Origin of the sequence: Synechococcus sp. CS-197 (assembly GCF_025128215.1) — a bacterium.
Taxonomy (GTDB): Bacteria; Cyanobacteriota; Cyanobacteriia; order PCC-6307; family Cyanobiaceae; genus Synechococcus_C.
The window spans coordinates 65804-89528 of record NZ_JAHLZC010000021.1 but is presented as its reverse complement, the minus strand read 5'-3'; the positions used below and the strand labels follow the sequence as shown (position 1 = coordinate 89528).

General features: G+C 59.2%; 21 protein-coding genes. 7 read left to right on the top strand and 14 right to left on the bottom strand.

What is annotated here, in order from left to right; all coding sequences use genetic code 11:
* Nucleotides 1-7: 7 nt before the first annotated feature.
* Both KQ296_RS10825 and KQ296_RS10820 read right to left on the bottom strand, forming a co-directional pair.
* Entirely contained in the window at nt 8-829 is an 822-nt protein-coding gene (locus KQ296_RS10825) for a carbon-nitrogen hydrolase family protein (RefSeq protein ID WP_041428811.1), read from the bottom strand.
* A gap of 37 nt (nt 830-866) precedes the next feature.
* Entirely contained in the window at nt 867-1607 is a 741-nt protein-coding gene (locus KQ296_RS10820; protein WP_011932942.1) for a 2-phosphosulfolactate phosphatase family protein, read from the bottom strand.
* 64 nt (nt 1608-1671) lie between these two features.
* Here KQ296_RS10820 and KQ296_RS10815 point away from each other — a divergent pair, with 64 nt between their 5' ends.
* From KQ296_RS10815 to KQ296_RS10795, 5 genes are all read left to right on the top strand, one after another.
* On the top strand, nt 1672-3252 hold the full coding sequence (locus KQ296_RS10815; protein ID WP_011932941.1) for a UbiD family decarboxylase: 1581 nt from the start codon (nt 1672-1674) through the stop codon (nt 3250-3252).
* Nucleotides 3253-3257: 5 nt separating this feature from the next.
* The gene (gene aroA, locus KQ296_RS10810) at nt 3258-4577 is read left to right on the top strand and encodes a 3-phosphoshikimate 1-carboxyvinyltransferase (protein ID WP_011932940.1); all 1320 of its coding nucleotides are present in this window, start codon (nt 3258-3260) and stop codon (nt 4575-4577) included.
* Nucleotides 4552-5460, top strand: coding sequence for an MnmC family methyltransferase (locus KQ296_RS10805; RefSeq protein ID WP_011932939.1), 909 nt, complete (start codon nt 4552-4554; stop codon nt 5458-5460). Before aroA ends, KQ296_RS10805 begins: the two co-directional genes overlap by 26 nt.
* 50 nt (nt 5461-5510) lie before the next feature.
* Nucleotides 5511-6854 (top strand): bifunctional UDP-N-acetylglucosamine diphosphorylase/glucosamine-1-phosphate N-acetyltransferase GlmU, encoded by a 1344-nt coding sequence (gene glmU / locus KQ296_RS10800; RefSeq protein WP_041428462.1) that lies wholly within the window; start codon nt 5511-5513, stop codon nt 6852-6854.
* Nucleotides 6855-7038: 184 nt separating this feature from the next.
* Nucleotides 7039-7233 (top strand): hypothetical protein, encoded by a 195-nt coding sequence (locus KQ296_RS10795; RefSeq protein ID WP_011932937.1) that lies wholly within the window; start codon nt 7039-7041, stop codon nt 7231-7233.
* Here the strand turns inward: KQ296_RS10795 and murF are convergent, their stop codons facing one another.
* From murF to menD, 8 genes are all read right to left on the bottom strand, one after another.
* Nucleotides 7234-8649 carry a UDP-N-acetylmuramoyl-tripeptide--D-alanyl-D-alanine ligase gene (gene murF, locus KQ296_RS10790; RefSeq protein WP_011932936.1) on the bottom strand — a complete coding sequence of 472 codons (1416 nt, stop codon included), beginning with the start codon at nt 8647-8649 and terminating at the stop codon, nt 7234-7236.
* Complete coding sequence (locus KQ296_RS10785) at nt 8646-9401, bottom strand: hypothetical protein (RefSeq protein WP_011932935.1); 756 nt, start codon at nt 9399-9401, stop codon at nt 8646-8648. The genes murF and KQ296_RS10785 overlap by 4 nt, the downstream gene beginning before the upstream one ends.
* 6 nt (nt 9402-9407) lie before the next feature.
* Nucleotides 9408-10982, bottom strand: coding sequence for a glycogen synthase GlgA (glgA, locus tag KQ296_RS10780; RefSeq protein ID WP_011932934.1), 1575 nt, complete (start codon nt 10980-10982; stop codon nt 9408-9410).
* A 111-nt stretch (nt 10983-11093) separates the two neighbouring features.
* Nucleotides 11094-12464 carry a hypothetical protein gene (locus tag KQ296_RS10775; protein ID WP_011932933.1) on the bottom strand — a complete coding sequence of 457 codons (1371 nt, stop codon included), beginning with the start codon at nt 12462-12464 and terminating at the stop codon, nt 11094-11096.
* A gap of 3 nt (nt 12465-12467) precedes the next feature.
* The gene (locus KQ296_RS10770; protein ID WP_259726493.1) at nt 12468-13595 is read right to left on the bottom strand and encodes a hypothetical protein; all 1128 of its coding nucleotides are present in this window, start codon (nt 13593-13595) and stop codon (nt 12468-12470) included.
* A gap of 69 nt (nt 13596-13664) precedes the next feature.
* On the bottom strand, nt 13665-14321 hold the full coding sequence (locus tag KQ296_RS10765) for a L,D-transpeptidase (RefSeq protein WP_011932931.1): 657 nt from the start codon (nt 14319-14321) through the stop codon (nt 13665-13667).
* A gap of 39 nt (nt 14322-14360) precedes the next feature.
* On the bottom strand, nt 14361-15236 hold the full coding sequence (gene menB / locus KQ296_RS10760) for a 1,4-dihydroxy-2-naphthoyl-CoA synthase (protein ID WP_011932930.1): 876 nt from the start codon (nt 15234-15236) through the stop codon (nt 14361-14363).
* A 14-nt stretch (nt 15237-15250) separates the two neighbouring features.
* Nucleotides 15251-16987 (bottom strand): 2-succinyl-5-enolpyruvyl-6-hydroxy-3-cyclohexene-1-carboxylic-acid synthase, encoded by a 1737-nt coding sequence (gene menD, locus KQ296_RS10755; RefSeq protein WP_011932929.1) that lies wholly within the window; start codon nt 16985-16987, stop codon nt 15251-15253.
* A 93-nt stretch (nt 16988-17080) separates the two neighbouring features.
* Here menD and lepB point away from each other — a divergent pair, with 93 nt between their 5' ends.
* Nucleotides 17081-17698, top strand: coding sequence for a signal peptidase I (lepB, locus tag KQ296_RS10750; protein ID WP_011932928.1), 618 nt, complete (start codon nt 17081-17083; stop codon nt 17696-17698).
* A 14-nt stretch (nt 17699-17712) separates the two neighbouring features.
* On the top strand, nt 17713-18066 hold the full coding sequence (locus KQ296_RS10745) for a DUF760 domain-containing protein (protein WP_011932927.1): 354 nt from the start codon (nt 17713-17715) through the stop codon (nt 18064-18066).
* On the opposite strand, the gene KQ296_RS10740 is transcribed toward KQ296_RS10745, so the two are convergent.
* The 4 genes from KQ296_RS10740 to KQ296_RS10725 form a co-directional block, all read right to left on the bottom strand.
* Nucleotides 18056-19246 carry a DUF4336 domain-containing protein gene (locus KQ296_RS10740; protein WP_011932926.1) on the bottom strand — a complete coding sequence of 397 codons (1191 nt, stop codon included), beginning with the start codon at nt 19244-19246 and terminating at the stop codon, nt 18056-18058. The genes KQ296_RS10745 and KQ296_RS10740 overlap by 11 nt on opposite strands.
* 129 nt (nt 19247-19375) lie before the next feature.
* A complete protein-coding gene (locus tag KQ296_RS10735) occupies nt 19376-21010 on the bottom strand; it encodes a DUF1254 domain-containing protein (RefSeq protein ID WP_259726492.1) in 1635 nt (544 codons plus the stop codon).
* Between the two features lie 7 nt (nt 21011-21017).
* Nucleotides 21018-22208 (bottom strand): DUF1214 domain-containing protein, encoded by a 1191-nt coding sequence (locus KQ296_RS10730; protein WP_259726491.1) that lies wholly within the window; start codon nt 22206-22208, stop codon nt 21018-21020.
* 548 nt (nt 22209-22756) lie between these two features.
* Nucleotides 22757-22942, bottom strand: a complete 186-nt coding sequence (locus tag KQ296_RS10725) for a hypothetical protein (protein ID WP_011932923.1) — start codon at nt 22940-22942, stop codon at nt 22757-22759.
* Nucleotides 22943-23725 lie beyond the last annotated feature (783 nt).

Below are 23725 nucleotides of genomic sequence, written 5' to 3'. Positions count from 1 at the left end.
ACCAAGCTCAGAACACCGTGGTTCGACGGTGCTGCAGGCAGGGCATCTGACTGCGAATGCGGGCAAGGTGGTCCAGATCCACTGGAGCAACGGCAGCCCCCTGGGACACCCCGGCATCCGCCAGAACGGTTCCCCAGGGATCGATCACCATGGAGTGACCATGGCTGAAGCGACGTCCCCCATCGCTGCCCGTCTGCGCTGGCGCAAGCACATAAGCGGTGTTCTCGATCGCTCGGGCTTGCAGCAGCACCTGCCAGTGGTCTTTCCCCGTAAAAGCCGTAAACGCAGCTGGAATCATCAGCAACTCGGCGCCGGCGCCGACGAGATGGCGATAGAGCTCAGGAAAGCGCACGTCGTAGCAAATGGACACCCCTACCCGACACAGTCCAGGCACATCCACCACCGGAGGCAGGGTTGACCCGGGCGTGAAACTGCTGGATTCCCTGTAGGAACTCCCGTCGGGCAGGTCAACGTCGAAGAGATGGATTTTGTCGTAACTGGCCAGGATCTGACCGTCCCGGCCCACCAGCTGAGCTCTCTGCCAGGTATGCGCACCATCACCAACTGGAACGGGAAATCCCCCACCAAGAATCACCACCTGGTAGCGACGCGCCATGGTGATCAGAAATTGCGAAGCTTGATCAGCGAGGGCGGGTGCGATCGCGAGACGCTGCTCGGGTTCACCGATAAAGGCGAAATTCTCAGGAAGTCCGATCAGCTCAGCACCCCGACGGGCCGCTAAATCAATCTGTTCCTCAGCAGCACTGAAGTTGGCTTCGGGATCTGACGTGCTGGTGAGTTGCACGGCAGCAGCCAGAAAATCACGCACAGCCATCAAATGCAGTCGATGCAAATGGTATGGCTGCTCAGACGCGGATGGCTCTGAGAACCCCGGGTTCAGTTTGTGTGGGCACCACACTCAACTGATCAAGACCAGCGCAGCAACTGAAATCGGCGTCGTGATTCCCCAATCGCGTCAGGCGTTGTCCGTGGGAGGCAACACGCAAGCAGGCCTCAGGGTCGTGCTTCCACTGCGCCCATAGGGCGAGAGCCGCCTGCAGTTCATCGTTCGCAACCTGGGCACCGGCGGCGACCAGGGCGTCGGCCAGTGCCCCTGCCGCCAGGGAATCCTCAAGGGAATAGGTGCCTTCCCATCCACTGCCCACCATCCACACGCGCTCAGGCTGATCGCGCAGGAGTCGCTGCGCCACCGCCTGGCGGTTGGGGAGAGCCACGGTCATCACAACGGACACATCGCGCACTCTCTGAAGGGCACGCGTGCCGTTGGTGGTGCTCATGAACAGACGTTTTCCCTGCACCACTTCTGGAATCACGGCAACAGGAGAATTCCCGAGATCGAACCCTTCGAGCATCCGGCCGCCCCGTTCGCCCAGCAGCAGGCGGGTTTGCTCAGGCCAGTTTCGCGACTGCAAGCGCAGCTCATCCAGATCGGCGAAAGCCTGAACCGCCTCGGCTCCGTTGTGGAGCGCCCAGGCAATGGTGGTGGTGGCACGCAGCACATCAATCACCACGGCGGCATCAGGCCCCTCCACCGATCCAATGGCATCAGGAACGTCGGCCGCCACATGGAAATAGGAAACCTGCATGGCCACGCTCATGATCCGCGTGCGTCACAGTACCGAGACCACCCACCGCTGAGGTGTTGTCTTCATGGCTCTGTTCCGCCCCGGTCCCGGCACCCGGGATCTGCGTTCGTTCATCCAGCTGTTGGAGGAGCGTGGACAACTGAGGCGGATCCAGGCCCCCGTTGATCCCGATCTCGAACTGGCCGCCATCGCCGATCGCGTTCTGGCCAGTGGTGGACCAGCGCTTCTGTTCGAAAACGTGATCGGTTCGTCGATGCCGGTCGCCGTGAACCTGCTTGGAACAGTGGAGCGCGTGGTGTGGAGCATGGGCCTCGAGCGGCCGGAGCAACTCGAGGAGCTCGGAGAACGGCTGGCCCTGCTGCAACAGCCGCGTCCTCCCAAGGGCTTGGGAGAAACCAAGAAATTCGCGCGGGTGTTTTGGGATCTGGTGAAAGCACGACCCGATCGTGACCTGCTGCCTCCCTGCCGCCAACAGATCTTTAAAGGCGACGAGGTGGATCTCAGCCAGATTCCGCTGATCAGGCCCTGGCCGGGCGATGCGGGCGGAGTGATCACCCTCGGACTGGTGATCACCAAAGATCCGGAAACCGGAGTGCCGAACGTTGGCGTGTATCGGCTGCAGAGGCAGTCGGTGAACACCATGACGGTGCACTGGCTCAGCGTGCGTGGTGGGGCGCGCCACCTGCGCAAAGCCGCGGCCATGGGTAAAAAACTCGAGGTGGCTGTGGCCATCGGCGTGCATCCACTGCTGGTGATGGCCGCGGCCACACCGATCCCCGTGCAACTGAGTGAATGGCTGTTCGCAGGGATTTATGCCGGCGAAGGTGTGCGGCTTTCACCCTGCAAGACCCTCGATCTCCAGGTTCCAAGCCACAGCGAAGTGGTGCTGGAAGGAACGATCACCCCTGGTGAGGTTCTTCCCGATGGCCCCTTTGGCGATCACATGGGGTTCTACGGCGGCGTCGAAGACTCAGCATTGGTGCGCTTCCACTGCATGACCCAGCGCCGCGATCCGATCTTCCTCACAACGTTCAGCGGCCGGCCACCGAAGGAAGAAGCGATGCTGGCCATCGCTCTCAACAGGATCTACACGCCGATCCTGAGGCAGCAGATTCCCGAGATCAAGGATTTCTTCCTGCCCATGGAAGCGCTCAGCTACAAGCTGGCGGTGATTTCGATCGACAAGGCCTATCCAGGGCAGGCGAAGCGGGCGGCCATGGCCTTCTGGAGTGCGCTGCCCCAATTCACCTACACCAAATTTGTTGTGGTGATCGACAGCCATCTGAACGTGCGCGATCCCCGGCAGGTGGTGTGGGCCATCGCCGCTCAGGTGGATCCCCAACGCGATCTGTTCGTTCTCGAGAACACGCCGTTTGACACCCTTGATTTCGCGAGTGAGCAGCTGGGTTTAGGTGGACGCATGGCCATCGATGCCACCACCAAGATCGGCCCTGAGAAAAATCACGACTGGGGAGAGCCCTTGAGCCGCCCCGATGATCTGGAGCAACGGGTGACAGACCGGCTCGGGGAACTGGGGCTGGACGATCTGGCCAACCAAGAGCCGGATCCAAGCCTGTTTGGCTATGCCCTCGATGCCCTGCTGCAGAACCGACCCATAGGATCGCCGGCATCCAAAGCTTCCTGAACCACGTGACGGGATCCACCGCCGCTGCCCGTGAATTGAAAGCCGGCGGAAGCCTCAAGGGGGCTGTGAGGGTGCCGGGAGACAAGTCGATCTCCCACCGGGCCCTCTTATTCGGCGCGATTGCCGACGGTGTCACCACCATCGAAGGCTTGCTCCCTGCGGAAGACCCAATCAGCACCGCCGCCTGCTTGAGGGCCATGGGGGCTGAGATCAGCCCGATTGGGGAAGGCGACTTGATCCGCGTCACCGGCGTTGGCCTCGATGGCCTGCAGGAACCAGACACCGTGCTCGACTGCGGCAACTCAGGCACCACCATGCGCCTGATGCTCGGGTTGCTGGCAGGCCGTGACGGGCGTCACTTCGTGCTCACTGGTGACGCCTCGCTCCGCCGCCGACCAATGCAACGGGTGGGGCAGCCGCTGGCCATGCTCGGGGCCGAAGTGCGGGGCCGAGGTGATGGCAACTACGCGCCGCTGGCGGTGCAGGGACGCCGTCTGCGGGGGGCGGTGGTGGGGACCCCTGTGGCCAGTGCCCAGGTGAAATCAGCGCTGCTGCTGGCGGCACTCACCGCCGATGGCCCCACCACCGTGATTGAGCCCGCTCCCTCGCGCGACCACAGCGAACGGATGCTGAAGGCCTTCGGAGCCGATCTCACCGTCGGAGGGGAAATGGGCCGGCACATCAGCGTGAAGCCGGGGGCCCGCCTGCAGGGACAACACGTTGTCGTGCCCGGGGATATCAGTTCTGCAGCCTTCTGGCTGGTGGCGGGCGCCCTGGTTCCCGGCGCTGACCTCACCGTGGAGAACGTGGGTCTGAACCCCACGCGCACCGGCGTGCTGGATGTGCTGGAGCAGATGGGAGCCAAGATCGAGGTGCTCAACCGCCGCGATGTGGCTGGAGAACCCGTGGGCGATCTGCACGTGACCAGCGGCCCGTTGCAACCCTTCCGCTTCGGCGAGGAGATCATGCCGCGGCTGGTGGATGAAGTGCCGATCCTCACGGTGGCGGCCTGTTTCTGCGAGGGCGAAAGCCACATCAGCGGCGCTGCCGAACTGCGGGTGAAGGAAACCGATCGGCTGGCCGTGATGGCCCGTCAACTCAAGACCATGGGCGCGGATCTTGATGAAACGCCCGACGGTCTGGTGATTCGCGGTGGTCGTCCCTTGCGCGGGGCTGCGTTGGACAGCGAAACGGATCACCGCGTGGCCATGAGTTTGGCGGTGGCATCGCTGCTGGCGAGCGGTGATTCCACGCTGGAGCGAAGCGACGCCGCAGCCGTGTCTTACCCATCGTTCTGGGATGACCTTGCCCGACTGCGCATCTGATCTCGGGCCTTTGCACGCCTACCCGACGGCGGACGGAAGTTTCAGCCTGCAGAGCGAACGCTTCGGCGAGGCCTTTCACAACTCAGCCGGCGCCCGCAACGAAGCCGTCGCAAAATTCGCGGTTCCCGCCCAGCTCGAGCGATTCGGCAACGGCACACCGCTCAGGGTTCTCGATGTCTGTGTGGGCCTCGGATACAACAGCGCCGTGCTGCTGGAGGCACTGCCCTCACCAGCTCCCGAGTTGCTGTGGTGGGGACTGGAACTCGACCGGCGCCCCCTGGAGCTGGCCCTAACCCAGCTGGACTTCCGCAACAGCTGGTCGCCACCCGTGCTGCAGATCCTCCAGCAGTTGCGTGCTCACGGCCGTTGGCATCACACCCGCAGCAGCGGCGAGCTGCTCTGGGGAGACGCCCGGCGCATGCTGCAGACGATCCCCGAGCAACAGCGTTTCGATCTGATCCTCCAGGACGCCTTCTCTCCGCAGCGTTGCCCGGAGTTGTGGACCGAGGAGTTCCTGGCAGGCTTAGCTGCACGTCTGGCACCTGGCGGACGTCTGCTCACGTACAGCCGATCTGCGGCGGTGAGAGCCAGCCTGCGGCGGAGCGGTTTGATGCTGCTGTCGCTCCTGCCAGCTCCAGGGGAACGGCCCGGTTGGAGCAGCGGCACGATGGCCGTCCGTGCCGGAGAGCCGATTCCTGCGGCCGGACCGGGCTGGAGAGCACTGTCGACCATGGAAGAGGAGCACCTCCACACCCGCGCCGCCGTGCCCTTCCGTGATCCCAACGGCACTGACGACAGCGCTGCGATCCTGCGGCGCCGGGGTGCGGAGCAGGCCAGCTGCGAGCTGGAAGCGACCAATTCCTGGCAGAGGCGCTGGCGGTGAGACGCCACCGGCTGATGCCGGTAGATTCCCTCGGATTCGTTCTGCAGACCATGCTCGCCGTTGCCGTTCTGGCCGCAGGAAAAGGCACACGCATGAAGAGTGCTCTGCCGAAGGTGCTGCAGCCTCTGGCAGGAGCCACGCTGGTGGAGCGGGTTCTGGCCAGTGCCCGAACGCTGGCACCAGAACGCCGGATCCTGATCGTGGGACACCAAGCCGAGCGCGTGGAAGCGCAGCTCAATCATCTCGACGGTTTGGAATTCGTTCTTCAGCAACCGCAGAACGGAACCGGCCATGCCGTTCAGCAGTTAATCGCTCCTCTTCAGAGCTTTACCGGGGAATTGCTGGTCCTGAATGGAGACGTTCCCCTGCTTCGGGCCGAAACCATTGAGCAGCTGGTGGAAACCCACCGCAACAGCGGCGCCGACGTGACCTTGCTCACGGCGCGCCTGAACGATCCGACAGGGTACGGCCGTGTCTTCGCCGACGATGACGGTCGGGTGAGCGCCATTGTTGAGCACCGTGATTGCACGGAAGAGCAACGTCGCAACACCCTCACCAACGCTGGCATTTACTGCTTCAACTGGAGCAAGCTCCTGGCTGTGCTGCCCAAGCTCAGCACCGACAACGACCAGGGTGAGCTCTATCTCACCGATACCGTCTCCATGCTGGAGCGCGCCATGCATGTGGAGGTGGCGGACGCCGATGAAGTGAACGGAATCAACAACCGACGTCAACTGGCGCAGTGCGAAACCCTGCTTCAACAGCGCCTTCGCGACCATTGGATGGATCAGGGCGTGACCTTCGTGGATCCAGCCAGCTGCACGTTGAGTGAGTCATGCCGGTTTGGACGCGACGTTGTGATCGAACCTCAGACCCACCTGCGTGGTGTGTGCAGCATCGGCGACAACTGCCGCCTCGGACCGGGCAGCCTGCTTGAGGATTCCGAACTGGCCGAGAATGTCACCGTGCTGCATTCGGTGGTCCGCGGTGCCAAAGTCGCTCGCGATGTAGCGGTTGGCCCTTTTGCCAACCTGAGGCCGGCCGCGGACATCGGCGAAGGCTGCCGCATCGGCAACTTTGTTGAAGTGAAGAAGAGCACCCTGGCCGCAGGCACCAAGGTGAACCACCTGAGTTACATCGGTGATGCAGAACTTGGAACAGACGTGAATGTGGGCGCCGGAACGATCACCGCAAATTACGACGGTGTCAACAAACACCGCACCGTGATCGGAGACCGAAGCAAGACAGGAGCCAATTCGGTGCTGGTCGCCCCGGTCACCATCGGCGCCGATGTGACGATCGGAGCAGGATCCACGATCACCAAAGATGTTCCAAATGGCTCCCTGGCACTGGGTCGTGCCAAACAATGGGTGAAAGAGGGCTGGAATTCCTGAAAAAAACGTGATTGTGCTGCATGAAGCGTCAGCAATTCCCCATCAGATTGCTCTTCTGAGAAGACAAGTTCAAGGGACAATTAACTCCCAAGAAACTTATTCAAATCACCAGAATCTCTTCACGAATTGATGATGGCAAAGGGCCTTCGATGCGTGAGGTTGGAAGCATCCATCCACTGGATCCATGCACGATCACAAGCGCTACACCGTGCGCTACCGCGATGCCAACAGCAATCGCATCGAAGGCTGCTACTACGCCGGCGATGCTTTTGAGGCTCGGGTCTTGGCCATGGAGATGATCAAGTACATCAAAGACCATCCCAACGCGATCGATCTGATCCGCTGCGAGGAGGGTCACTCCAGCCTGGTGGCCGCCTGATCAGCCGATCAGCGTGGTCCGCAGGACAGGGATCAGACGCTCCAGCGCCACACCACGGCTGGCCTTGAGGAGCACCGTGTCTCCCGGCTTCAACCATCCACGCAACGGCAAGGCCGCGTCTTCAGGGGTCTGAACCCGTGTGAAGCGACTGAGAGAGCAGGCTGTGGCCTCCATCACGTCGCCTTCATCTCCGCCCGCGACAACCACCAGTCCATCAAGTTTGAGATCAACAGCCCTCTGAGCCACACGCCGGTGCAGTTCAACGCTGCGACTGCCGAGCTCCAGCATGGTTCCCAACACAGCAAAGCGACGCCCCGGTTGGTGAGCGAGCAACTCCAGAGCGGCCAACACCGCTTCCGGTGAAGCGTTGTAGGTCTCATCGAGCAAGGAAACGCCGCCCATGCTCAGACGCTTGTTCCGTCCGCCCGGCATTGCCACATCCATGGCTTCAAGAGAGTGCAGGGGCACCTCGAGTTCGGACGCAACCGCCAGAGCCAGCATGAAGTTGCGGGCGTTGTGACGCCCCTCAAGAGGGCAGCGGAAGCGCAGACCTTGGAACGCCAGCGATTGATCCTCAGGCTGAAAAACACCAACAAGATCAGGAGCAGGCAGCGCTGCCGAGGTCAGACCACTCACGTCAGGGCCACCCTCTGGCTCATCCCCCTCAAGGGACACACGCAGAATGCGACCCGTCCAGCAGCGCGATAACGCATCCTCCAGAAGCGCATCGCCAGCCGGGATCACCACAACGCCACGGGGCGAGAGTGCTGCAGTGATCTCACACTTAGCGGAGGCAATGGCCGCGCGGCTCCCGAGCCGCCCGATGTGCGCCGTGCCGATATTGGTAATCACAGCGATTTCCGGTTCCGCACAACAGGAGAGACGTTCAATCTCACCAGCTCCACGCATTCCCATCTCCACAACCACCGCTGCATGGCTGCGGTGCGCCCCCAGGAGGGTGAGCGGCACACCGATGTCGTTGTTGTTGTTGCTGTCGCTGGCTTGCACATCGCCCAGGGGTGCCAGTGCCGAGCGAATCAATTCGCGAGTGGTGGTTTTTCCGGCTGATCCGGTCACCGCCACCACGGCCGCATTCAGTTGGCGGCGATGCAGGGTGGCCAGCTGCTGGTAGGCCTCGAGCGTGTCCGCCACTTTCCAGTGCAGCAGGCCGTCTGGCACGGCATGGGCACAGTCGCTGGCCACAAAAGCAGCCTGGGCACCACGCTCAACAGCACTGCTGAGGAAGCGATGGCCATCGAATCGCTCCCCGCGCAGCGGGATGAAGAACGATCCCGGCTCGAGTGTGCGGCTATCGGTGCAGACCGGTCCAAGGGCCTTCGACAGATCCGGAGCAGGACCACCCGCCCAGAGGGGCTGCCCCCAGAGCTCCACCAGCTGGGAGAGCTGCAGTGTCACGGCGTGTTCAGCGGATCGAACATGATCATGCCGTTCCCGACGCGGGATGGCCGTGCCAGCAGATGGTGGCCTGCATCTTCGAGGGTGAGATCGTCATATCCCTCCTCCTGGAGCTGTTGCCACCAGGCTTCGGCGCGTTCAAGCCGTTGGGATGATTCCAGGGCCACCCACTGCTGGGCATCAAGCGTCAGCACAGCCCCATTGCGCTCCGGGACTGGCTGGGCTGTCAACAGCAACCCCTGGGGAATGGCGGAATCACGATCCGCATCAGCGAGAAGGCTTAAAAGGGGTGTGACCTGCAACAGAGGGACCTCTGGCTCGACGGCCGAAGGCTCAGCGGCCACGGGCTCAGGAAGCTCAGGCTGTACAGGCTCGCTCGGGACAGCGAGGGGCTCAGAAGCAGCGGGCTCTGGAATCACCGCCAGAGGTCTGGCCTCGGGCAGCGGCGTGGTGAGAATGCGTTCGATACCAGGAGGCTCCGGGTCCTCTTTCGAGGCAAGGGCTCCTTGGAGTTGCAGTCCCCCCAGCACCAACACACCAACAATCAGCAGCAGGAGCAGCGGCCAGAACAGCGGCGCGAGGTCCTGGGGCCAGAACCCAGGTGTGGAGAGATCCCCCTCTCGATTGCGTCGCCAGAGTTCCTGAGCCCGGAGGCGCAGGTCGGCCAGGGCAGCGGGCACATCACGGCGCAGGGCCTCCCATGGACTCTCGTAGGGAGCGGGTAAAGCGCCTTTGTCCGGGGGATCAGCCATACCCCATCATCGTCGCTGTTTGCCAAGCAGCCTGGCGAGAGGGTTGCGGCTGGTGCGCACCGGGGTTGATCCACTCGACGCCTCACTGCTTTCGATGGGGGCTTCTTCAGAGGGAGAGAGCGTCTGCGAGGCTCCACCATGACGGGAGGGATCGGCCTCCTGTCCCTGGGAGAACTGTTCCACAGCAGCAGCGTCGGGACTGGGCTCCTTAAGCCCGCAAACATCGCGGTACATGCGGTCGTACTCCAGTGCTGAGCGAGCCCAGCTGTAGTCCTGCTCCATCCCGCGCCGCTGAAGCTCTTTCCAACTCTCCGGATGGCGGAAGGCCTCCCAGGCACGAACCAGGGCGGTATAGAAATCCACAGGCTCGAATCGATCAAAACAGAAGCCCGTGCCGCTCTTCTGCCGGGGATCGTGGGGCGGCACCGTGTCGACCAAGCCGCCCACCTTGCGCACCACCGGCACACAGCCGTAGCGCATGGCATAGAGCTGGCTGATGCCGCAGGGTTCAAAACGGCTCGGCATCAGGAAGGCATCGCTGCCTGCGTAGATCAAACGCGAAAGGGCATCGTCGTAGGTGAGGAAGACGGCCACACGCCCGGGATGACGAGAAGCCAGTTGCCACAGACCAGACTCCAGACCGCGATCCCCAGTACCCAGAACAACGATCTGCGTGTCGGTGTAGGCGAGCAGACGGTCTGCGACCTGAAGCAGCAGATCCACTCCCTTTTGATCCACCAGGCGGCTCACCATGCCGAGCAAAAACGTGTCGGGATTCAACGTCAGGCCCATGCGTTCCTGCAGAACCTGCTTGCAGGTGGCTTTGCCGGCCAGGTTGGCTGAGCTGAAGGTGGCCGGAAGAGCCTTGTCTGTGGCTGGATTCCAGGCCTCGAGGTCGATGCCGTTGAGAATGCCGCGCAGCTTGCCGGAGATGTAGTTGAGCAATCCCTCCAGCTTTTCGCCGTATTCGGACGTCCGAATTTCCTGGGCGTATGTGGGCGAAACAGCGTTGACCCGATCGGCGTAGAGAAGCGCAGCGGCCATGGTGTGGTCTCCCTGCATGTACCAGGGACACCAGGTGATGCGGTCCAGCTTCCAGCGCCAGGGTCCCTGGTACTTGAGGTTGTGGATCGTGAACACCGTGCTGATCTCAGGGTCCTGGTGCATCCACACCGGAATCATGCCGGTGTGCCAGTCATGGCAATGCAGCACCTGGGGCTTCCAGACATTCCAGGAAAATTCTGCCGCTGCGCTGGCGAAGAAGGTGAACCGCCAGTCTTCGTCTTCCCCGCCGTAGATGCGCTCGGGATCAAAGACAGGGTGACCCACCAGGTAGAGCGGCAAACCATTGGTGGGGTGTCGCGTCTCGAAAACGGCGAATTCCGTGCCCATGGTCTGGGCTCGCCAGATCGGCTCCGCAGGGATGTCCAGAGAACTCCAGAGCTTGCCGTAACCAGGCATGATCAGGCGCACATCGTGCCCGAGTTGCGCGAGGGCGGGCGGCAACGAGCCGACCACATCGCCCATGCCACCCACCTTCACCATCGGTGCACATTCAGCGGCAGCAAAGAGCACGCGCATGGTCAGTCAAACCGGTTAAGCGGCGCGACTTTAAGCGCAATTCCGCCTGTTCAGTTCCTGGTGCATCACTGGGGATGAGACCCATGCAATGCACCGTGCATCCTGCATCCACTAAGGCTTGTAAGGAATGAGCCCGCCCTGGTCAGACGCCAACTCTGTTCGCGTATAGACCCGAATGGCACTGGCACCCATCTGTGCGTAACTCGAATTGCCAGCAAGAAACTCACCAGGAATTGTCGGTGGTCGAGACATCAACCACGAAGACAACAGGAATGACAAGCCAATGACGAGAATAAAGACTGCCGAAAAGACAGTCAATTTGTTCTCAGCGAAATAGGCAGGCGAAACGTTATCGGGATCAATCGACTTGAGCACTTGTCGATGCTTATAATAGCGAAACAGCCAAATCAACAAAATATTATTGACTGTAATCACGACGAAAGCAAACAGGAACCAAAGGTCCGTAAAAACGAGATAACCAACGTCAGGGCGGAACACCCTTGAAGCAAAGAAAAGACTAACTGCTGTTAACAAACCCGAAGAACCAAAACGACTGGCAGGACTGTTTTCGCGCCAATGGAAGGCCAGGTTTGTGTTGAGCAAAATTAAAGCCAAAGGAATCACAACCATCCAAAGAGCCGCGGGGAGGCGCCTTCTAACCTGAAAAGCAATCACAAAGGAGTTGGAATCCAAGGGCTTCGCTGCCTTGAAAACGGCTTTTTTATCCATGCTGGATTCACCCGAAGCGTTCCGATTCTTCAATGACTGAGAGGTCGAAAGCCTCGGCTCACCACGAACAGCATAAAAATCATTTGAATGCGCATTAATGGTGGTACTCGATGTCCCGTAATTCACATGGAAATTACTCGAAGACCCGCTGAGAACCCTGCGATCAACCTCTATATCGTAATTCGAAACGTCAATATACGACAAAAACTCCTGGGATACTGGATCCATACCACTTAACTTCAAGTGAACCCAATGCTGGTCAAATGGATAGAGCTTCAAGGTCGAAGATTCGTAAACATGAGCCGCAAAGCGGGCCGACCAAGTTCGGCTGAGTTCGTCCTCAGCAATACTGACCGATGTCCAACCTGGAAAGTCACACCCTCTCGATTGACAATCAATCTTCAATTGAGATGGATCCCAGCCTGGATAAGCCTGGGGGATCCAGCGAAAACCAATGGTACCGTTAACGACAAATACATCAGGAGAATCAAGCCGCTGTTGCAATGATTGAATCGTGATCGAGCCAAAAGTTGACTTAAAAGACTCTTCACAACGATCATAAAGTTGACAATTCGGATCTACATCTTGCATTAAAACAGAGGGAACAATATCCGAATTGCCAGCAACAACTGGCTCAACCTGCCCCTCTGCACGCAACCCTAATGCGGAACTGAACGCAAGAAGCAATCCAAGACTGACAGCAACAATTGCAATCAGACAACGACGAACATGAAAACGACGAAGATTCAGCATTGATCACTCACCCACCGAGCGCTTGCCAGAAGATTGAGCCTGGGCTGCAAATTGACAGAAGGGAATCGATTGAAAATCGTCAGAAACCTCAATTTGACGCAAGCGCTTGAGAGTTTTGCGCCTGGTCTCTGGCAAAAGAGGTGCCATATTCTGCTCATATAGAATTAACTCGTTGAACGTTAAAAGGAAATCTGCAAAGGAAAGAGCGATGCACGACTTCGATCGACTGGTATTAACAAAAAGCATTATCTCTGTCTCAAGAGCTTCTGGATAAGTCTTTTTAATTGTCTTCACGCTAGGCATCACTGGTGCGCCAAGTAGTCGATTCTGCACTGGAAGAATCCTGAAATTACTGCCCTGCAATCGCGCATTTAGGGTAGGGCTGAAAAACGAATAAATCAAAATATCGGGATCTTTATTAGCCGCTTCAAATATTTTCGTGTAATTCGAGGCGAGCAGCAAATTATCCGGCAGCTGAACCCCCAACCTCTGCATGTGAGTTGTAAAAGGCATATGCACCGGGAATGCCCAACGAACAAGTCGCGCAGGCCATTCGGGGTTCAAATCACTCCAACGAAGATTGCCGTTCGCCTTGCGTGAAGCTTCGGCTAAAACCTTTAAATCGATTGAATTTGCAAAGGTATTTAATGGCGAAACAGCAAAAATCTTGGCATCAAAGCCAAGGGGCACAGCAACAACAGTATCTCCATTTTCACAGCCAATCGTCTCGACGGGATACCCCTTAGGCCGGTCAGCCAGGCTCGACGTTGCTGCAGCCAATGCAAGAAATTCACGGTCTTGATTGCAGAGCTCGGCTAAACCGGCCTTTGTGGTTTGCTGAAAGTAACCAAGCGCAGTGAAATTATCACGCAGTTGCCGGGTCAGTAGAACACCCCGCTGCAATGCCATAAAGCGCTCAAATCCCATCAAAATCAAATCCTGATTCAGTTGAGATCCAGAAATCGCAAAAAAATCGTTCGCCTCACCCGCGCGGTAGGCGCGCTCGATCACCCGCTGATCAAGGCTGGGATTGACCTGAGCTGCTGGCGTAAAGGGACCGCTCGATTTTTTTGAATTTGAACAGCTACCCAACAGTGCAATAGAAAGCCCAAGACCAATGGCACGAATCATTGATAGGCCCGTGCAATTCATCATTGACTCTTAAAACTCTCACCAAAAGAACACTTTCAAACTAGCGATTTAAGGAAGCACTGTCACCGGAGTACCGACCCGCACCATCTCAAAGATCTCCTGAACATTCTCCTCATAAAGGCGCACACAGCCATGGGACACGGCTCGTCCCACCGTCCAGCGGTAAGGGGTGCCATGAAACCCCGCCACCGTGCAGCCATCGATATCGAGATACTGCTCACCATCCCAACCTTCCCGGCCCTTGCAGTCGCGATGGAAGCCGATCCAACGCGATCCCAAGGGATTGGTGGCTTCCTCCGGGCCCAGCAGTTCGCCGCTGACAGGGTGCGTCCAAACCGGCTCTTTCACCATCTGCATCACACGGAAACGCCCGGATGGAGTTTCCCAGCCCACCGTGCCCACCGCCGCGGGGAAGCGGCGCGTGAGCAAACCATCGTGGAGCACAAGTACCTGTCGGTGCTGGCGATCGAGCACGAGCTGGAGCCCCACGCGTTGCAGGAGATCGGCCGGGACGCGCGCCATCGAATCGGCATCGCTCACCGGTGCTGCCAGGGGAGGAATCGGATCCGGTTCCCGTTCTGTTGAAGCCCCAGACACGTCAGTCTTGGGACCATCCGCCGCCTGGACAGCCCTCAGCGAGCACAGCGGCTGGAGCGCAACCAAGGCAAACAGTGAAAGGGTTGCTGGAAGGATGCGCTGGAGCATCGCGGCGCCGAAACGGAGGTGTCGATGCAACTTTTTTAGCTAGGGGAGCCAGGGAGAGGCTGAGAAATCAGGATCTCGCTTCTCGAGGAAGGCGTTGCGCCCCTCCTGCCCCTCCTGCGTTCGATAGAAGAGATGCGTGGCCTGACCGGCCAGTTCCTGGATACCCGCCAGGCCATCGGTTTCGGCATTGAAGGACGCCTTCAGGCAACGGATCGCCGTGGGGCTGTGCTGCAGAACCTCCAGGGCCCAACGCACGCCCTCAGCTTCGAGCTTGTGCAGCGGAACGATGGCATTGATCAGTCCCATCTGCAGCGCCTCCTCCGCTCCGTAGCGACGGCAGAGAAACCAGATTTCCCTGGCCTTGCGCTGGCCCACGACCCGAGCCAGATACCCGGCACCAAAACCGCCGTCAAAGCTGCCGACCCGCGGGCCGGTTTGGCCGAACACAGCATTCTCCGCGGCGAGGCTGAGATCGCAGAGCAGGTGCAGCACCTGACCGCCACCGATGGCATAGCCCGCCACCAGGGCGATCACCACCTTGGGCAGGCTGCGGATGATCCGCTGCAGGTCGAGCACGTTCAGCCTGGGCAGGCCGTCCTCATCGAGATAGCCGCCATCACCGCGCACGCTTTGGTCGCCACCGGCACAGAAGGCGTAGCCACCATCGTCCGCAGGACCGACACCGGTGAACAACACCACGCCGATGCTGCTGTCATCGCGGATGCGGGTGAAGGCATCACACAGTTCCACCACCGTGCGGGGGCGGAAAGCATTGCGCTTGTGCGGGCGATTGATCGCCACCCGCGCGATCCCTGGCTGGGCTCGATGCAACAGCACGTCGCTGTAGTCCCCCCAGGGTTGCCACACCACACCCGGATCACCAGGAAGCACGGATTGGGAGGTGGGATCGGCCATGGAGGCGGAGAAGATCAGCCTTCTTTTGTACTGCCTTGAACAACGCAGAGCGCCTGTTCCACCTCTCGCCGCAGCATCTGCCTTAGGGCGGCATCAGCCCCGCGGTTCGTGCAGACCCGCAGCAGCACCGCTCGCCGCTGGTCCAGTCCCCACTCCAAAGCCTGAGGGAGATCCTCGAGGCTGGCCAGCTGACGGGTGGGCACAGCGTGGGCCCTGGCCAACGCCAGTGGATCCACCGCCTGGGGCATGGCGAACAGATGGTCGAACGCAGCTGCAGGCGCGGTTGGAATCGGCAGTTGCCCGAAGATCCCGCCGCCGCCGTTGTCGATCAACAGCACCAACAGAGGCGGGGCTGAGGCCGACGCCAACAGCCAGCCATTGCTGTCATGCAGCAGTGCCAGATCACCGGTGAGCAGCACCAGAGGGCCGAGCTCCCGGGACAGACCAACCGCCAGGGAGAGAGTGCCATCGATGCCGGAGGCTCCGCGAAAACTGAAGCAACGGCGTTGGCCGGCGTCGGCAGCCGCAAAGGCCTGCCAGTCCCGCACGGGACTGCTGGCGGCCAGCATCACGGGCAAGGCTGGCGGCAGCAGCTGCGGCAGAACGTGCATCAGGGCCGGTTCGCTGACAGGGCCGGCCTGGGGCAACTGTCGGGCCAGTTCACCAGCCACAGCGGCCTCCAGATCACGCCAGGCCGTGAGCAAGCTGCTGGGGCCAGGCGCCAACGACAAGGGATTGGGAGACACGCAGTCCCACCAGCTGGCGAGCCCCAGGCTGCACTGGCTGGCCAGGCCGAGGGGGTCGAGGCTGCGGCAGTCCCCCTCACTGATGAGCCATTGCCCCGGCCCCAGCGCGCGCAGCCAGGCTTCAAGCCGGCGGCTGGCCGGAAGAGGACCGAGGCGCAGCACCTGAAGCGATCGCTCGGGCGTGGGCAGACCGGCCGGCAGCATCAGGTCCCAATGGCGGATCACCCCTGGGAGGTCCTGGGGCGCAGCAGCCAGAGGATCCAACAGAACAGGCCAGCCGGTGGTGAGAGCCAACTCCTGCAGCGCCCGCTGGTAAGCGGGACGATCCGCCTCCAGACCACGCCAGGGTCCTGCCACCACCACGCCCGGACGGGACCAGTCCGGAACCGGACCATCCCAGGGGGTGGAGCGTGGCTCAGCAGGGTGATGCTCGCCACCAGCAGCCGGCAGGGGTTGCCACGCCGACCAAAACGCCTGCTGCTCGGCCTCGCTGGGATGGAGTGGCTCCTCGAACGGCAGATTCAGGTGCACAGGCCCTGCCGATCCCAGCGCCCTCTCCCAGAGCGACGACGCCAGGCTTTGCAGCTGAACGTCGTTCTCGTGGTGAAGCCCCTCGCCTGGGCTGCTCAGAAACGCGCGGCAAACGGGGGCGAGAAACTGCTCCTGATTCACGGTTTGGTTGGCGCCGCAGTCCTTCAGGCGCGTCGGTCGGTCGGCCGTGAGCAGCAGGAGGGGAATGCAGGACCGATCAGCCTCGACGGCTGCGGGCAGCAGATTGGCCACAGCCGTTCCAGAGGTGGTGATCACCGCTGTGGCACGACCGGAGGCCTGGGCCAGCCCGAGGGCATGGAAAGCAGCTGAACGCTCATCGATCGCGGTCACCAGCGTCAGCTCCCCCTGCCTGGCCAAGCCGCCGGCCGCCAGGGCCAGAGGTGCGGAACGGCTGCCAGGGCAGAGCACAATCTGCCGAAGTCCCTGGTGCTGCAGATGGGCCAGGAGGCTCACAGCTGCCTTGAGATTGGCGATGGCGTGGCTCAGACCGGTCGGCAGCGCTGATGCGATCCTCGTCCAACGCCTACCCCCGGGTCCGTCCCTTCGATGCCCAGCCAACCCGATCAGTCCGCCACACGCCGGAGTGGCTGGATCTCCCTGCTGCTGTGGGTGGTTCTGGCACTGCTGCTGCGCTGGCAGGTGCTGGAACCGCGCTGGATTCCATCGGGGTCGATGCTGCCAACCCTTCAGCTTCAAGACCGAATTCTGGTGGAAAAGCTGAGGCCGAAGTTCGATCGCGCCACACACCAGACCCTTCCCCTGAACAGCATCGTGGTCTTCGCTGTCCCCCCCCAACTGGCAGCGGCCGGCTACGACCCGAATGCGGCGCTGATCAAACGGGTGGTGGGTCTGCCCGGCGATCAGCTCGAGGTTCGAGATGGACAGCTGCTGCGCAACAACAGCGTGGTGAACGAACCCTGGCTGGATGAAGCGATCGACTACGCCATGGAACCAATCACCGTGCCCGATGGCACGGTGTGGGTGATGGGCGACAACCGCAATGCCAGCCTTGATTCCCATCTGTGGGGGGCGCTTCCGGACAACCTGGTGATCGGAACGGCTGTATGGCGCTACTGGCCCCTGGCACGGTTCGGTCCGATTCGGTTCTCACAACCGGATTCAACTGTGACGCAGCACACAGCTGCGATAGGTTCAGGGTCCTGACGGAGAGCGGCGGGATGTTCAACCCGGAGTTCCTGACCACGGACAGCCAGGACGGACAACCCGTCAACGGACTGATTCAGTACCTGCAGGATCAATCACCTGATGTGTTGCAGCGCGTCGCGAAATCTGCGAGCAACGACATTCAGGATGTGATTCGACACAACGTGCAGGGTCTGCTGGGAATGCTCCCCGGCGAACAATTTGAGGTGAAGGTCACCGCCAATCGCGACAACCTGGCCAACATGCTGGCCTCCGCAATGATGACCGGGTATTTCCTGCGTCAGATGGAGCAGCGCAAGGAATTGGAAGAAGCGATGTTTGGCGACGAGGAGATGGCCATCGGCCCCGACGACGAACTCAATCTTTGAAGGGGTCAGGCGGCACCAGCTTGTAGCGCAACAACGTTGTGTCGATCCCGGCAAGAAAGTCCCAGCTTCCCTGATCTGGGGCCCACGGCCTCTGGAGAAGTTCCTCCTTGAACACATTGGCGATCTCAGGAGTGAACGCCAGAGGAGCGCTGTAGTGCGCTGGCACGAGCCAACGCATGGACTCAAGGCCTGCCACTTCATCCAACCAACCGAGCAGGGCTTGGCGTGCCCGCGGCAGCACCAGCCGCTCCAAAACCGGAGCCACCTGCAGACGCGGGGCTGGATCCCCCATCAACGCCGCCGCCGCCTGCTGCCAGCCGTCCTGCCAGGAGAAGGGATAGAGCCCGAAGTGCTCACGGGGCGAGCGCAAACCCGGACGAAACGCCTGGCGAAGCACCTGCAGCAACGAAGGAACCTCCAGTGGTTCCGGCCTCAGGTAGGAGGCGAACAGCACAAGCCGGGCCCAACCTTTGCAGCGTGCCTCAGCTGAATCCAGGAGCGGCTGATCACCGCGCTCACGGGCGTGGAACAGCAGGGGGGTGGGGTCTGCATCAAACACCGCAGGAGGCTCAGCGCTGATCCCCACCAGTGCATCGGTCACCAGAAGGGCCCCGGAAGGGCGGTGAAAACAGCTGATCTCCTGAAATCGCCCCACACCGAGATCCAATGGACCGAGCGACAACCAATCGCAGATCTCTGGGTGGGGCACCCCGTCGTCGAGCAGAACCCGGGTGCGGCGTTTCGGAACCCCCAACCAGCTGAGGGGAAGTTGCACAGGGAAACTCCACTGGCCAGGGCACACCCAGAGATCGGCCTGCGGGAAAGCGCGGGCCAGAGGTCCTAGAGGGAGCTTGTGCTCGAGCCCCGATGCCGTCGGCATCACGATGGTCTGCACAGGACCATGCACAGCCTCCAGATCCGCGAGTTTCTTGAGGAGCTCCCGGGTGGGCGGCAGGGGATTCACCAACATCAAGCCGCCGGGAACCCTCACCACCGTGAGGCGAATCGGCACAGCCACGTAGTACACCCCTTGCAGCTGCTCAAAGCTCCAGAGCTCACCGGGGATCAGCTCATTGAACACCGTGCGGCGGCGTCCATAGGGATAGAGCGGCAGCAGCGGCCAGAAACCCCAGCGCTGATCAGCAGGATTCACACCAGCTCCAGCCACCACGCTCCCCATCAATGCAGTGATTCTGCAGAGGAATGGGTCAGGCCAGGGTCAAACCACCCACTCCAGCGCAGAACTGCACCACTCGCTACGCAAGTGGTGCAGTTGTCTGAATGCATTGAGGGCATGAAAATTGTCCAGCTAGTTGACTGATTCAAAGTCGCCTGGCATCCAGCTTTTTTCGAACCATGGTTCAAGCGGTCCGTAAAGGCGAAGAATCGCGTTGTATCCCTTTGCGGGCATGGTCTGCACCCAATTCCCTTCTTGTCCTTCAGGAGCCTTAGGGCCGAAGTAGACGGTCGCAGATCCATCGGGATTCAGTTTCACACCTTTTGAGTTGCTATCTAACCCACCGGTGACCTGATCGGTCTCGAGGATCGAACGAGTCTGATTGTCATAGACCATGAAAGACCAGAAGTCTTTGGCCGGAATCGGTGCTGGCAACGTCACCTTGTAAGTCTTCGCTCCATTCAGAGGCACACCATTGCTATCAGTGGTTGCCATCGCATAGACCGATCCCTTGCCAACCATCGGCTTCACCATCATTGGGGTGCTGCCCGTGGCGTAGTAGTAAAAGATCAGGCGATCATCTAACACGCGCTCGCCATTGTTGAGAAACTCATGGCTGCCTCCAGCCAGAGGGGAATACCACTGACGCTTCCCTGGGTAAAAGTAAACCTCTTCATTGCGAGGGCTGAAGACCACAGTCCGTGCATAGGCATTGGCGATGGTGGAAGCCTCGGTGAGGATCTTCTTCATCCGATCGTCCGGATTGAACGCCTGTCCCTTTTTGATGCCAATCGCCCCGGCTTGCCCAACCAGCTCAGGATCCCAAGCGGTCGCAGGCTCATACTGAATCACTTCATTGAGCTCGTCATAGAAGCTCGCGTCATTGGCATGAATAGTGTTGTATTGCTTACTGGAGAGATTGATAAACCCAGTCGGCTTCGGGTTGTTGGCATCAGCAAGTGGGTAAATCTTGAAAGTTTTCTTGAAGGCCTCAATGGCCTCCTTGGTTTCACCAGGTTTGGCGGCGATACGCATCAACGCCCAATGACGGTAAGTCGATGTCCTGGAGACGAAATATCCTTCGGGGATCTCCCCTTTATAATCAGGACCTACGAAAAGGTATTTGCCACCTTTGCCCTTGTCGGCGCCAACCACCCCCAGGTCCGTGACATAACGGAAGAAAGCATCATTCACAAAACCAAGCACCGGTGTGCCGATCTCGATCACCACGGGTCCGTCTTTTACATCGACTTCCGCATGCACGTAAGGCGTGGTCGTCTGTGGCGTGAGCCACAGGGAGCGAGCATTCATCAACTCTTCAGTGATCCCCACGGAGTGGTTGGGCACCAGACCGATTTTGACGTGCCCGTTCAGCATTCCATACATCGAAGCGGCTGGTGTTCCATTGATGAACAATTCAACCGCCCGGGAGATGTCCACGAAGTTGCTCACTTTGGAGGCAGTTTCCTTCGTTGGAAAACCGTCTTGAAATCTCAGTTCACCGAGATAGCTGCTCTCCATCTTGTCGGGAGTTAGCAATTGCTCGGGAACCTTCGCTTTATAGGTTGGGCTCTCCTGCGCTTGGAGGGGTAAAACGGCAATTGACCCTGCAAAAAACGCTGCAGTGAGGGTGAGTCGATTGATTTTCATTCTCAAATCTCCTTGTTGTTGAATTGAATTGCCTGAAAACTTTGATGTGGTCGGAAGGACTGAACACACGTCCCTAGTAAAACTTTCGCTAGCAGACCCGAAGCGGGGCTTGCTCATGTAGTCATTAGTTCACAGGCATGATGTCCTGCAAGGGATAGGTCTGATCGAAATAGGCCTGAGTCGGTCCATAAAAGCGCAGGTAGGAGAACCAGCTCTCATCAGGATTGGGCTGGATCCAATTGGCTTTTTGAACGCCAGCCGGCAATTCAGGGCTGAAGTGCACCGTCACTGAACCATCCTCGTTCTGAATCAGACCGGTTCGCGAGCTCAATGCAGCCCTTCCTTCATCGTTGAGAATCAGCGTGCGCGTATTGACGTCATAAACCACAATCGACCAGAAAACCTCAGCCGGCGCATTGGGGGGCATCGTCAGCTTGTAGTGCTTGTCGCCCTCGAAAAAGTTGCCCTTACCATCCTTGTAAGCCGTACGGTATTGCTGTCCGACGCCTGCCTGCTCGATGTAATAAGCCTTACCCCTTGAAACAGCCTCCCAAGTAAAGGCAGCCCTGCGATACAGCTGGTCCATATCACCGTCTCGATCATCAACCGTGACCACCATCAGCTGATCCCAGTTCGTGCCCTTGTAGGGAGCATTGTTCGAGAAAGGCTTATCAAAGGTGATCGATTTGAGCATCGCCTCACCGATCACGGCAGCTTCTTTCAAGACTTCAGCTTGAGCCGCCGTGGGCTGAAAAGGTTGACCCTTCTCCAAACCAAGCGAAGCGAGCATGCTCAGAAAAAAACGATCGCGATCTTCAAAAACTTCGCGATCGAGGATTTTTTTCAACGCCTGCCAGTAGGCCATCCCATGGGGCTGCCATTGCCCCCACTCCGTGCTTTCGTCCACATCAATGATCGGATGCAGGGTGGGATTGGCCCGTTTTGCGTAAGGGAAGATGCGGAAACTTGATAACAGCTGATCCGCCTCAGCAGGATCAGGCATCAAAGCCCTGATCCCGAGAAACACAATGTTCGAACCGTTACGGATCACGGTGTACTCATTGGCATCCAAACCATTTGGAATCGCCATCTCAGGCGCAAGGATGAGCAGCTTCGCGCCATTGCCTCGATCCGGACCAGACATCCCAAAATCATGAATGCCACGCTGCCAGATGTCATTGACAACTCCTGCTGACATTCCTTTAGGAATGTCAAAAACCAATGGCCCTGTTCTTGAAAGATCTGCAAAGGCAACTGCATAGGGAGTCGTGGCATTTGCCGTCAGAATTCCCTGCTTCGCCTTAGGAGAGGTCATCCGCACGATCTGACCATCCTTGGCCCCGAAAAGCTCTTCATGGGACTCAAGCCATCGGGCATAACTGACAATCGGAACGGCCCAGATGTACGCCTGCGTTGCCTTGTGAAAATCGAGCTCATTTTTGAGAGTCTTAATGGACTCAAGACTGGGGTAACCGCCTGCAAAACCACCCTTGGTGAACGTGAGCTCACCAATGCGAGACCTCAGATTCTTCGGTGAACTTTCTCCATAGGCCCTGAATTCACTGGGACTGAGTTCATCTTTGATGTTTGTGACATCAACCGATTGGGCATGGGTGATCGGTCCCCGATCAGCCAATCCACCAAACACCATCCCAAAAGACAAAGCAATCGCAAGAGAACGCATAAAAATGAAAACCTTGACGAGGAATAAATTTTATTAATCATATTCGCGCCAAAAAGAATGTTGGTCCTGATAGTGCGTATTTTTTCTTATGGCGGCACGCAGCGCTGCCAACCGATCGTCTGCAGTTTGATCCACATCTCGATGCTTAGATGCCTCAGCATCCGCTGCAGTGCAACGGGTTACCCAAGCCGTGCTGGCAAGGGGTAGTCGCTCAACAAAACGAACTGAACATCATGCGTAGTTGCATCGAGCTTGATCTGGATGAGCATCGCTTCTTGCCTGTTCACCAGACAGACCAGGCGCTGTTTCTCCGACTGCTCTCGACTGCTGAGCCAAACCCAGAGTTCAAGGCCCTCAGAAACCATTCTTCAAGCCATTCACGCTTGATTCCCATAAGACTGAAACGGAGGCACAACGACGGATCCCAGCCCCTTTAGGAGTGGAGCAGTTACCCATAAAACTGCCCAGTTGCACAAAATTCCAGGGGCAACTCAGGGACTAGGCCTTCAGACCTGTTTCAACAACTGAGAACCAGGTGGAAGCAGCGGCCACCAAGGCCAGCGCTCATCAGCAGGATTCACACCAGCTCCAGCCACCACGCTCCCCATCAATGCAGTGATTCTGCAGAGGAATGGATCAGGTCAGGGTCAAAGCACCCACCGCAGCGCAAAACAGCACCACACGCTTAAACGGCAACCACATCGGCGACATACCTTGATCGAATTGCCCGAATAGCCCATGCGATAACACAAAGGCATCAATACATAACCTCGGTTTTTTAAAAATTGAATTCGACCTTGGCCTATTAAGCGCTTCGTTCAGTGATTTGCCTGATCTCTTGGGAACTGCAACCAAGCGTTCTCCCTCGCAAACTCAGACTTACGAAGGCTTGCTTACCATGACTGCAGACACGGCAAAAGCCAAGAGCATCCAACCTGCGTCAGCGAGGAATCCAATCGGTCTGACATAAGTGTGCTGATCAGTCCACTTCTCATGCTTTTACTCCTAACGCGCTTGTTCCAGAACTGACAGGAGCCAGCCATTGGTCACCAACCAGGCTTGGGAGCAACGCCGCAAGGTAGCCGCGGCTCATTTGGTTACGACGATCGGCGTTGGGCATTGATACCACCGCCAGCACAATTCCCAGT